This is a genomic window from Streptomyces sp. NPDC059994 (genome assembly GCF_042737755.1).
Classification (GTDB): Bacteria; Actinomycetota; Actinomycetes; order Streptomycetales; family Streptomycetaceae; genus Streptomyces.
This window is the reverse complement of sequence record NZ_JBHWUR010000163.1, coordinates 1-11,399: the sequence shown is the minus strand read 5'-3', so window position 1 is coordinate 11,399 and position 11,399 is coordinate 1. Positions and strand designations below refer to the sequence as shown.

Annotated in this window: 7 protein-coding genes; 3 read left to right on the top strand and 4 right to left on the bottom strand. The window is 66.7% G+C overall.

Annotated features, from left to right (window positions below; translation table 11 throughout):
• Positions 1–243: 243 nt before the first annotated feature.
• Complete coding sequence (locus ACFWA7_RS38160) at positions 244–738, top strand: hypothetical protein (protein ID WP_385549502.1); 495 nt, start codon at positions 244–246, stop codon at positions 736–738.
• Positions 739–1,493: 755 nt separating this feature from the next.
• Here ACFWA7_RS38160 and ACFWA7_RS38155 read toward each other — a convergent pair.
• Positions 1,494–1,889, bottom strand: coding sequence for a hypothetical protein (locus ACFWA7_RS38155; protein WP_385549499.1), 396 nt, complete (start codon positions 1,887–1,889; stop codon positions 1,494–1,496).
• A gap of 681 nt (positions 1,890–2,570) precedes the next feature.
• Here ACFWA7_RS38155 and ACFWA7_RS38150 point away from each other — a divergent pair.
• Complete coding sequence (locus ACFWA7_RS38150) at positions 2,571–3,689, top strand: hypothetical protein (RefSeq protein WP_385549496.1); 1,119 nt, start codon at positions 2,571–2,573, stop codon at positions 3,687–3,689.
• 166 nt (positions 3,690–3,855) lie between these two features.
• On the opposite strand, the gene ACFWA7_RS38145 is transcribed toward ACFWA7_RS38150, so the two are convergent.
• Positions 3,856–5,115 carry a hypothetical protein gene (locus tag ACFWA7_RS38145; protein ID WP_385827749.1) on the bottom strand — a complete coding sequence of 420 codons (1,260 nt, stop codon included), beginning with the start codon at positions 5,113–5,115 and terminating at the stop codon, positions 3,856–3,858.
• Between the two features lie 246 nt (positions 5,116–5,361).
• Here ACFWA7_RS38145 and ACFWA7_RS38140 point away from each other — a divergent pair, with 246 nt between their 5' ends.
• On the top strand, positions 5,362–6,948 hold the full coding sequence (locus ACFWA7_RS38140) for a UvrD-helicase domain-containing protein (protein ID WP_385827747.1): 1,587 nt from the start codon (positions 5,362–5,364) through the stop codon (positions 6,946–6,948).
• A gap of 528 nt (positions 6,949–7,476) precedes the next feature.
• Here the strand turns inward: ACFWA7_RS38140 and ACFWA7_RS38135 are convergent.
• On the bottom strand, positions 7,477–8,679 hold the full coding sequence (locus ACFWA7_RS38135; protein ID WP_385827745.1) for a PleD family two-component system response regulator: 1,203 nt from the start codon (positions 8,677–8,679) through the stop codon (positions 7,477–7,479).
• Positions 8,676–11,285: an ATP-binding protein gene (locus tag ACFWA7_RS38130; protein WP_385827743.1), complete on the bottom strand. Its 2,610-nt coding sequence runs from the start codon at positions 11,283–11,285 to the stop codon at positions 8,676–8,678. The genes ACFWA7_RS38135 and ACFWA7_RS38130 overlap by 4 nt, the downstream gene beginning before the upstream one ends.
• Positions 11,286–11,399: the final 114 nt, after the last annotated feature.

Sequence of the window (11,399 nt, the reverse complement as noted above, 5' to 3'; positions counted from 1 at the left end):
CAGAAGCCCCCGCATGTACTCCAGGACCCGGCGGCGTGGCTCTGATCTGCGGAAACAGTGGCTGATCCGAGCGTGCAGACCATCCAGGCCCGCAGCCCAGCCCTGCACCTCGTCAACCGTGACATCCCCACCCATGACTGGCTCAACGAGCGGCTCGCGAGCCAGTCACATTAACTGCGGCTGCAGTACTAGGTTCAATCCACGATGGGTTACCTGCTTTGCTTGGCGGGTCACACTGCATCCATGACGAGCTTTCAGCAGCGGAAAGCAATAGGCGACGCGCATGAGCGGTACGTCGCCGAGCAACTCACCGGGCGAGGGTGGGAAGTCGACTCCTGGGGACAAGGGCGGCTGAGCCGGGCGCTTCAATGCGCGCTCAGGAAGACCGACAGTTCCATCCGGTGGTTCCCGGATCTCATTGCGGCGAAGGCCAAGGACCTCGTACTGATCGACTGCAAGGGTGGGATGACCAGCAGGCAAACGGGGCGGCACGCTGTCGAACGGGCTGCGGTGGTTGCGCATCTGCAGCTCGTTGCCTGGACACAACTCCCGGTCTACTACGTCTTCGATGACCTTGATGTGCGGTCGCCGTACGATGTGCTCGTCGCGGGCCGGAAGGGGCCGCACAGCATTGCGGGGTCAGGCGCTCCGTACTTTCTGATCTCCGCGCAGGGAGCCCGTCACTTCGACGACCTGTTCGGCACGCCGGACGTCGCCCAGTTGGATATTGCCTCGTAGCTTTGATGGCGGCGCACCGAGCCGAGGTGCCCCTATGGCTATGGTAAACGTGGAAACTGCGTAATTCGGGCTGGTGAGGCGGTCAGTTGGGGGGTAATGGGATCTCTCGCGTGCGCCGCTCGCCGCCTGGTGCTTCCCGACCGGGCCTCGGGCCGCCGGGGGTGCTGACCACAGGCACCCTCCCCCCTGCATGAACCATCGGCACGCGCCTCCCGGGCGATGGAGGTAGCTCTCCCAGCATTCCTAGGTGCCTTTCACCCGCCAGGGCTCCACGTGGTGACACCTTTCCTGCTGGGTGTAACCGCCGGGGACCTCCGCGCTGACGGAGATCCAGAAGGGCTCGGACTCGCGGAAGTGCCCGCCGCCCGTGTGCCACTCCAGTCCGGGGTATTGGTGGCGTAGAGATCGAAGCGCGGCTGAGGCGAGTCCGAGCCGCTTGTAGCCAGGGTAGGAGACGGGTGATTCCACCCAGCCGATCGCGCAGGGCCGGCACACCACGTATTCGACTTCGAACGCGACTTCGTCCGCCACGTAGGCGACTCGGATACGCCAGCCTGTCCGTTCGTACGCCCCGGAGGGCCGGTCCAGCCAGGGCCTCGGTGGGGTGGCGGTTGGGTCGAAGCGATAGATCTCGGGATAGGCCCATCGGTGGAGTCGGTCGCGCCATGTCGGTTTCCCGGGCCACGCGTGGATCCAATGGACGTGGTGGGCGAGTTCTGCCACCGCGCGGATCGCGGCTTCTGATCCCGCTTCGGTCATAGCTGTTCGAGGCCGAGCCGGCCGAGCCGGGAGCGTATGGCGGTGGGCTGTCGTCCGAATTCGGTGGCCAGTACGTCGTAGTCACGCTGCCCCGCTCGGTACAGGGAGAGGAGTCTCTCATCGTCGGCGCTGCTCCACGCTTTGCCGAAATTCGGGTAGCGGGCACGGAGTTGATCCGGGTCCTCGCGCCGGCTGGTGCTGGGGACGTGGACGACCTCGATGGATTTGACGGTGCCCACAGGGAAGCGTACGCGCTCCGTGTCGCCGAGCCACAGGATCAGGTGTTCGCTGTCGAACGTGATCCGGTCGGCCGGGATGGTCGTGGCACGGCGTCGGCAGTCATCGTCGTCCGGGTCGGAGATGAACTCGGTGAAGCTGATGCGGAACGACACGCGACTGGTAGGTACCCCCATGGCTTCAGCCTGCCGCAACGGCCGCTTCGGAAAAAGGCTGGTGCTTCGTGCTGCGGTCGGAATCAGCCAGGGCAGATTGCTGGCCGAGCACCTGACGGCAGCCCTAGTTGTACGCCCCGTTCATAGGGGCTGTGTGTGAGAACTGACCGAGCCGTCTTGTTGGCGGCCGGTCTGGGGTGGCGCGTGCTGCCGTCACCGGCCGATGGGGCGTGCCTCGAGGCAGGTCCCGCCATGGACCAGGCCAGTCTGCCGCTTCCCGAAGGTGCGCCGCTGCCGGGGGTAATGCCGTCCAGGCTCGCTGGGCAGCCACCATTCTGATGCGACCGATGTAGGTTCGTCTCACCTGGCCGGCCGTCGCCTGAGGCGCCCTTGCCGCTGAGACTGCGGATATGGGGAGACCGGTCTAATGACGTACGTACAGGGGGAGACAGCTGTGACGGACACGAACATGACCAAGACCAGGACAGACACAATCCGTGCCACTCGGCGGGCACCCGGCGTCCGAGGGGGCGAAGGGATCGGGGACCCCGAACGGATCACGCCTGCAGCGGCTGAGGCCGGTCTGTTCAGCCACCCTGACACCGACCAGCCCACCTCTTCCTCTCCGACCGCTGTTGCCCGTGACCCCTTCCAGATGCCGACCGCCGAATAGGGCCCCAGGTGAACGTTCCCGATCCCGCCAGCGGTACCCGAGCCCCGGATGCCGCCGCACCCCGACGGCTGGTGATGCGTCCGGTGGCCAACGGCCTCGATTCCCTGCGCGTCGTTTTTGACCACCTGACCCCGACGCCCGATGGAGAGGTCACCGATGCTGCGCTGAAGCAGGCCGTAACCAACCTCTACGGCGCTGCCGAGGTTCTCCTCAAATCACGTCTGGAGGCCGAGCACTGGACCCTGGTTGTCAAGGACGTCTGGCCCAAGAGCCGGCAGGACAAGAAGGGCGGCGTGACGCATGAGCAGTTCCGCCGGGGCCGTTTTGAGAGCATCGGCATGGACGAGACCCTCGATCGCCTCGACCAGATCGCGGCGCTGCGCATCGCGGACGGCGACCGCGAGGGCCTTCGTCGCCTTGGGGAGTTGCGTAACGCCCTGACTCACTATGGCCTGGAGGAGTCCGTCGAGGCAATTCGGAGTCTTGCCACCCAGGTCCTGCACTTACTGCTCGACTTCCTGCATGACGGCTTGCGGCCCTGCTTGGACTTGCCCGAGCGCCTCCTCGTCGATGACACCCTGAGTGTCTTGCGGGACCGCTATCAGGGGCTGAGTGAGCTCGTCGAAGCGCGCATGTCGGCTCTCATGTCCGCCCTGGCCCCGCATGCCTCGGTGACGGTCCAATGCGGCATGTGCGGGCAGTTTGCCCTGGTGGTCGGCCAACAGGAACCGCACTGTCTGTTCTGCCGTGCCACCTGGGGGAGTTCAGCTGGTCCTGCGGTGTTTCACGCCAAGGTCTTCGTCGGTGACGACTTCCACGAACAGTGGCGGCAGCGGGCGCTCACGGCCCCGGGCGGCGCCGTCAGGCGGTGGGCGCTGAGCGTTGAAACGTTTTACGTCCCCTGCCCTATCTGCGGCGACGACGCCGTGGTCCCGGACGTCTCCACCGTCGCCCGACCGACCCCCGACGGCGTGGCCTTGTGCTTCACCTGCGGTACTTCCCTCCACCCCTGTGCCGCTGGTTGCGGCGATCTGGTGCCTGGGCAATCGGACGCTCTGGGGTCCGCCACCTGCCCGGACTGCGACAAGCGCCGCTACCGTGACGAGGAGGCAGACACGCATGGCTGAGGAGCCCCTGTCGCCTTGCTCCGGTGCGGGTTCTGAATGCGGTGGGCCGTGCGATGCGGCGGAGCCTTGGCCTTGTGGCCTAGCCGGTCCCTAGCCACCTTCCGTTCGTTCGCCGTCCGCAGGGAGTGGTGATCCCATGTGCATGCGGATCACCGCGTACCACCCCCTAGTGCACACGCCTTCGACAGGTGGCGCAGGCGTGTGCGGAGCCGGCGCCGTAGCGATGAATGGGTGCGCCACAGCCGGCGCACGGGCCGACATACCAGACGGGACAGCCGTAGCGTTGTGCCGCAGAGGCCCGCTGCTCGGGGCTGGCGGTGAGGCGCTGAGGCTGGCGGGGGATGCGGAAGATCCGCTGGGGTACTTCGGGGAAGGTGTGCGGGCCGGATGCGTCAGCGTGATCGCGGCGCGGTCGGCGATCGTCGAAGACGCGGGTGTCTTCGCCGCAGCGGCAGGTGGGGTCGAGATCCTCTTCGGTGAATGTCGGACTTGCTTCCGCCGAAGGTTCCGCTTCGGGCAGTGTTTCGTCCTCGCCGATGATGTCGCGCCAGCGGTCCCGGTCGGCCGCGGGGACCCACAGTCGAGTCGAGGCCCGTGGATTGTGCTGGGCCGGGATCTTCATCGGCACGTAGTCGCCCTCGGCGCTGGCTGTGACGAGGTCGTCGACTCGGGTGTGTGGCTTGGGCGGCAGGCACAGCACCGGCAGGTCCCAATGCACGTGCAGGCCCCCGCACGAACTGCCGTTGAGGGGGCAGGGCCGCTGGGCGGCCGGAGTGCAGGCCCAGTCCTGCAGGTGCCGCACCCCGCCCCGCACGAGCATGGCGCGTTCGGAGGCGATCTCGTGCCAGGACCAGTCATCCACTCTCACCCACGGTGCCCGGTCGATCAGCGCCGCCCGGTCATCGTTGGTCACCCACAGCGGCATGATCCCGCGGTCCACCGCCGCGGCAGAACGCCGTCGCACCGTCGACGCCGTGATCGGCGAATACTGTGCCTCCCAGCCGATGCGCTCCGCACCGCCCGTCACCAGGACGTCGCTGCGTACCTTGCCGTCCGTGCTGCGTGCCTCGATCTGCGCCGACAGGCCATGGCGCTGAGCGGCACGCGCGATCCGCTCCTTGAGTGCCTTGTGCTTGTCGCTCTCCTCGGCTGTCGGCCTGGTGCGCACCGGCAGGTGCGCGGCCACCAGGGTCGTGACCCCGCCGATGGTGCGCCGACGGATCGTCATCCAGGGGGAGCGGTCCTCTTCTTCGGCCCGGCAGATGCCGGTGCCGTGATGCCGTAGACACTGCAGCAGCTCACGGTCGCGCTGCTCGATGGGCGTGGTGATCTCGTCGAGCAGACCGGGCCGATCTGGATGTCCGAGATCCGCATGCGTCAGTTCGATCTTGATGTGATAGCCGGTATGCCATACGCCGTTCGCCATAACTCACCAGGCTAGGAACGGGCACTGACAATGCGCCAGATTGCGTCGAACCTTCATTCCCGGCGTTCGTACACGGAAAGAGGTAGAAAACGTTTCGCCAGGCACGTATCAGCCAGATCTTGCAGTCAGGGTTCGAGTCCATGTCGTATGTGCGAATTCTGCAGCGGCGTTGTCAGTGGCCTCTGCCACTCTCTCGAGAAGGACGTTCCGTTCCGACCTGACGGCTGAAGACTGGAGAACACCGCGTTGCCTACTCTTATCCCCACCAGCGAACAGCAAGGCGCCGTAGCCGAGTTCGCCACCGGCAAGAACCTCGTCATCCAGGCAGGCGCAGGCACCGGAAAGACCTCCACACTCGAACTCCTCGCCGCCGCCGACAGCGTCCGCAGCGGCACCTACATCGCCTTCAACCGAGCCATCAAAGAGGCCGCCGCCCGCCGCTTTCCCACTCGCGTGAAGTGCCGCACCGGACACGGTCTGGCCTACGCCGCCGTCGGGCATCGCTACCGGCACCGCTTCGGTGGCGCCCGCACGCCTGCCTGGAAGACAGCCGACCTCCTTGGCCTCCAGCACGGTCTCACCGTCGGCGACCGCGTCTTCGAGCACACCAACCTGGCCTATATCGCCAAGCAGACCGTCCTTGTCTTCTCCCAGTCCGACGACAAGGAGATCCTGCCCAAACACGTCCCCCTCCAGCGCGGTGCGGAAGACCCCGCCGTCCACCAGGTGCTGGCCACCACCGTGCTCCCGTACGCCAAGCGCGCCTGGGACGACGTCCGCAACCCCGCCGGCGACAAACTCAAAGTCGAACACGACCACTACCTCAAGGTCTGGCAGCTCACCGACCCCCACATCGCAGCCGACTACATCCTTCTCGACGAAGCACAGGACACCAATCGCGCCCTCGAGTACGTCCTCAACCTCCAACGCTCCCACGCTCAGATCGTCCTGGTCGGCGACAGCGCCCAGCAGATCTACGGCTGGCGGGGCGCCCGCGACATCATGACCGGCTCCGACGGCACCCACATCACCCTCACCCAGTCCTTCCGCTTCGGGCCCGCCCTCGCCCAGGAGGCCAACCGCTGGCTCGCCGTCACCGGCTCCCCGCTGCGGCTGAAGGGGCATGAGGCCACCACCACCCGGGTCGCACCGCTCGAGCAGCCCGACGCCGTTTTGTGCCGCACCAACGGCGGCGCCATGGCCGAAGTCCTCCACCAACTCGACGCCGGCCGCCGCGTGGCCATGGCCGGCGGCGGAGGCAGCCTGCGCGCCCTCGCCACCGCCGCACAAGACCTCAAGAACGGCCGCGGCACCCGCCACCCCGAACTCTTCCTCTTCCGCAGCTGGGGCGAAGTCCAGGACTACGCCGAAAACGACCCCGCCGGCGCGGACCTGCTGCCCTGGGTCGAGCTCGTCGACGAACTCGGCACCACCGCCGTCCTCCAGGCCGTCGACCGACTCGGCTCCGAAGAATCCGCCGATGTCACCGTCTCCACCGCACACAAAGCCAAAGGCCGAGAATGGCCATCCGTCCGCATCGGCGAGGACTTCCTCGAACCCGAAGAAGACGCTCAAGGGCGCCCCGGGCCGATCACCCGGGGCGAGGCACGCCTGGCCTATGTCGCTCTCACCCGTGCCCGCCACCACCTCGACATCGGTGGCCTTGCCTGGTTCAACGAGCATCCGCAGGGCGGCGGCACCGGCGAGCGCCCCAACGTCCCCCACCGCCCCAAAGCCCCTGTGCTTCCGAGCCAGGCCAGCGCGCAGCAGCACGTCCAGCACAACCCATGGGACCTCCCGGCTGCCCCAGCACACCAGCCGCCGCCGTTCTGAGCCGGGTTCCCACTGCCAACCTCGTACACCGAAGAAGGTGACCTGAAATCCCGAAGGAGTGGCCGCGTACGGAGGCCGTTCCTCAATCGCCGACGGGCGGAACCACCTGCGGCATGTCGTAGAAACCGTCCAAGGGCGTCCAGTTGGTCCAAGGGGAGCGCGTAAGTCCAGTTCAGGACCCTGCGACGGGTGAGCGTCTACGGGGTCGGTGACACGCCCGTGACGCGAAGAGGCCCCGCCGGTTTGCTCCGGCGGGCCTCTTCGTATGGCTGGTCAAGATGGTCTGAGGGCTCCTTCGTGGGCTCCGTTGTACTCGGGCTCGCCGCTGTCGAGGACGCGGAGGAAGGATGCGGTGACGACGCGGGTGCTGCGGCCGATGCGGAGCACGCGGCACGGAAACTTCCCCTGGCGAACGAGGTCGTAGCCCTTAGCCCTGGAGAATCCGAACGCCTTGGATGCTTCCTCTAGGCTCCCTGTCCCGCCCCAGGTGGCACGGATGCGCATGGGGCTGTACCGGGCATCCTGGGGTTACGTCCACCGGGCCAGGGTCAGCCAGCGCGCCTGAGAGTGGTGGATCAGGGGGAGGCCCTTGCCGTCATCTGTTCGCGCGTATCGGAAGGGCGTGTCTGGCGTCAGACCCTCTTTTGCGCGTTGGAGACCGTCGAACTGCAGGCAGCGTACGGTTCCCGAGGCGGGTTCCCTGTGGGCCAGCAGCCACGGAGCCAAGAGCAGCAGGGTGCCTTCGCGGGAGGCGAGGATTGGCTGTCCCGTGATCACCGGCGTCGGGGTCGATACCGTGTTGGGGGCCGGCTTTCCGACCCCTTGAAGAGTGAGTACCTCAAGGGTGTATTGGGTGCCGTCGTAGGTCATGGAGGTGGGCACCGCGAGATCGGCGCACCAGGAGGATGCTGCGCGGTGCGCGAATCGGCGCAGCAGTTTGTCGAGTTGGTCAGCCTGGTCCGCGGTGGGTGTGTCCCGGCCGTGGGCCAGGGCATTGCGTACGGAGATGAGGCTCTGTACCGGCTGATGATCAGCTCGCTCCGGGGTGATCCAGGACTGTACTCGCCGGAAATCGCTGCCCGTATCGGGCAGGATCGCGAGAGCGGTGCAGATGTCGAACCAGGTGCCCATGCTCGGGGCTGCCAGCCGGTCCGGCGTGATCCCCCGTAGCGGTGCGGGCGGGGTGCTGCTGAGCCCCAGAACGGCGGCGAAGCGCAGGATCGACTCCAGCGTATGCAGGCCCTCGCGGATCTTCTTGTCAGGATCGGTGGCGCGGGCATACCTGGCAAAGCGATGAGCCAGGGGAGTCGGCAGGCGGTGGGTGGCGAGCTCCAGGGATTCGCCCAAGCGATCGGCGACGGTCGCTGCGCATCGGTCCAGCAGTTCTTCTCCGGCGGTGTCCTTGACGACCCAGTCGACCGCATCGAGGCGGAGCGCCTCGATGACCTGCTGCTTCGAGCCTTCGCCGGACAGTACGAGGCTGGGAATGCGGCACTTGCGCTCTTTGAGCTGCCGCAGAAGCCACAGACCACCCCATTCCTCGGGCGGCATCTTCATATCGATCAGCAGGAGGTCGAACGGGCGGGTGTCGATCTCCTGCAGAGCGGTGTGGCCGTCTGCGGCGAAGCGCAGGCGGGCACCTTCCTTGTGCAGCGGACGGCACAGTGTGCGGGCCACGTCCATCTGGTCGTCGGCAACGAGGATGCGCAGATTAGCCAGTCGCTGGGTCATGCGGACTCCGTTGGCGTAGAGGTAGCGAGTGGCAGGGTGGTGAGCCACGCGGTGCCAGAGGGCGTGGCGATGAGGCTGAGTTGACCGCCGACCTTGGCGAGGAGCGAGCGGACTCCCAGGAGGCCCAGGCCGTTGCCTCCGGGTTTCGTGCTGCGGATGCGCTTGCCCGAGTTCAGGGCGGAGGCGATATCTGAGGGAAGTCCGGGGCCGTCGTCGGAGATTTCGACGGCGGCTTCGTAGTCATCGGCGGTCCAGTCCAGGGTGATGGCCCCGCCGTTGCGCAGCGCTTCGATCGCGTTGCCGATCAGGTTGTCGAAGATGGCGGTCAGGGCTCGTGCACCCAGTGCGACGTAGACGGTGCTCCTGGCCGTGGGAACCGACAGCGAGATGCTGGCAGGTAGTCGGGTGAGGACTGCTCCGGCGTAGTGGCGGAGGAAGGCTCCGAGCTCGACGCTCTCGGTGTCGGCTGACGTGAGCATCGAAGTTGCCGCGCGCAGGCGCAGCGCGAGGGTGTGTGCCTCGTCGAGGTGCCGGCTCGCGGCGAGTTGTTGCTGCAGCCGGGCCGTGCGGCTCTCAGCGGGTTGGGAGTCGGCGAGGCGGGCGGCGACAAGTTGATTCTTGAGGTCGTGCAGGAGGTCCGCCACGGCTGCCCGGTACGGCTCGGGGCTCGGTTGGAGTGCGGCTAAGGCGGCTTGGGTGATCGGACCCGGTTGGGGCGGGGCCTCTGTCATGGCGACGATCACGTCGATGCCCTGTTCGGTCGCCTCTACGGTGATCGCTTTACTGGCCGCGGACCAGAGCGAGCACACGTCCTCCAGGAGGGTCAGTGACTGGGGTTGAGTCGACCGGAATCCCAGTCGCAACGGCCGCTCGGCGAGGACTTCGACGGAGGTTTCTCCTCCGCCTGAGGCGAGGGTGGACAGTGCGGCGTCGAGGACTGCTCGCGCCCGACCGGAGATTGGGACAGGAGGAAGCGACGGCAGGGTCTCAAACCGGCCCCGGTGAAGGATCCGCCAGTCGTCGGCGAGATCGGGCAGAGGGATGTCGGGGTCGTTGGAGCCGAGGCACCGGTAGACGTCGCACAACTGCACCAGGTGACGAACGTGCGCCGTGGTGATGTTTTCGGGGGTCTCGATCCGCTCCAGGGTGTCTATCGCTCGCGCCAGGACGGTGTTGATGGGGTCTGGGACAGCGGGCTTCTCGACGGCCTTGCGGAACGCGTCCCGCAGATGACTGCCGGGTTGTAGGGGAAGGTCGAGGCCCAGAAGCTCATCCACGCCAACGGCCCACTTGAGCAGTGCCGGAGCGTCCGAGGCGAGATGAAGCCCGAACAGGCGTGCGGTGACCCATCGTTGCGTTGGAACCGGCGCGGCGTCGAGCACCTTAGCCTGCTGGGCGAGGAGGAACCGGGCGAGGGAGCGGTCCTCTTCCTTGGCGCCGTCAAAGGACCGGGCCGGGGATCCATCGGCGAGTCGGTCGAGGACACTGAGAACAGCCAAGGACGCGCTGTGCTTCGCGGGGACCTTGCCCGGAACGGCAGCGCCCTGCGTTCTGAGCGTGATGCCCAGCGCCTTGCTGTGCAGAACGGCGACCGCCGTGAACCGTTGCAGGTGGTCCGGCCCGGTGACCGTGTGCTCGTAGGTCACGGGGAGCTTCATGATGCTGGCCGTGCGGCCCAGGCGCGTCGTGGGTTCGACCGGTGGTGGCGCGCTCGGTGCTACCAACTGCCATGTCGGGGACCACTCTTGCGGCCAGCGGTTGGCCAGCGATCCCTGGAAGTCCCCTGTCTCGGAGACTGCGCCGATCACGGCTTGGAAGGAGTCGGCCCCAATTTCCAGGGGTATGCCGAGTGATCGCTGGCCTGCCCCAAGGAGTAGCCCTGATGCCAACCCGACCTCGTGGAAGCCCGTGTTGTACACGTCGTTGGGGAGAGTGATGAATGCGAACTCGTCGGGGGGCGCCACGACAATGCGTCGTGCGGTGGCGAGTAGATGCTCGTAGCCGAGTATCTGCGCCCCCAGGTAGGCCAGGGCCTGGTAGTCCTGCTGACGGTATCTCTCCATCTGGTGGCCGTTTTCGTACGCCCATGAGGCGTGGACGAGTGCTTGGGAGAGCAAGGGGCGTGACGTCTCAGGAAGGGAAAAGAGCGCCTCAAGGCGCCGCACGGTCCCGACATGGGCACGCGATGCGGGGATCTCCTGGGCGGGCGGAGGCGGTGAGACAGCGGTATCCCGCGCCGTAAGGACATGAGGCACGTGCCGTTGCAGGAAGTCGAGCGCTGCCAGCTGCGCGGCGGTCTTCTTGTTGCTGCCGCTTCCCTCGCCGGCCCGCCGACGCGTGTCCGTGACGACGGCCCGGAACACAGGGGCGTGATCGGGACCACCGCGCTCGTACTCCCAGGTCAACGCTGCGTGGCCCAGGGCCTCATACAGGGCGGTTTTCGGGTCGTTGATGGAGGATGCGATCTCGCGCTGCTGCGTGGCCAGGTGCCCATCGAGCAGCCGTCTGGCAACTTCCTCCTCGCCTTCCAGGCACAGCACACCGATGATTTGGTGGCATAAAAGAGTGGTGACCTTCGGTGGAAGCGCATTTCGGTCGAGTCCCACGCTCAGAGCCGCGGCCTCTCTGAGACCGTGTTTGAGATCTGTTCAGTGGGTTCGTTGTAGTGGTCGTGGTCCGTGCCTGACAGCGGGGCCGCCTCGGGTGAGCCGGCGCAGCAT

Bases quoted from the DNA above. Each gene is read 5' to 3' on its own strand.
- ACFWA7_RS38145 (WP_385827749.1), bottom strand. From the start codon at position 5,115: ATGGCGAACGGCGTATGGCATACCGGCTATCACATCAAGATCGAACTG.
- ACFWA7_RS38160 (WP_385549502.1), top strand. From the start codon at position 244: ATGACGAGCTTTCAGCAGCGGAAAGCAATAGGCGACGCGCATGAGCGG.
- ACFWA7_RS38135 (WP_385827745.1), bottom strand. From the start codon at position 8,679: ATGACCCAGCGACTGGCTAATCTGCGCATCCTCGTTGCCGACGACCAG.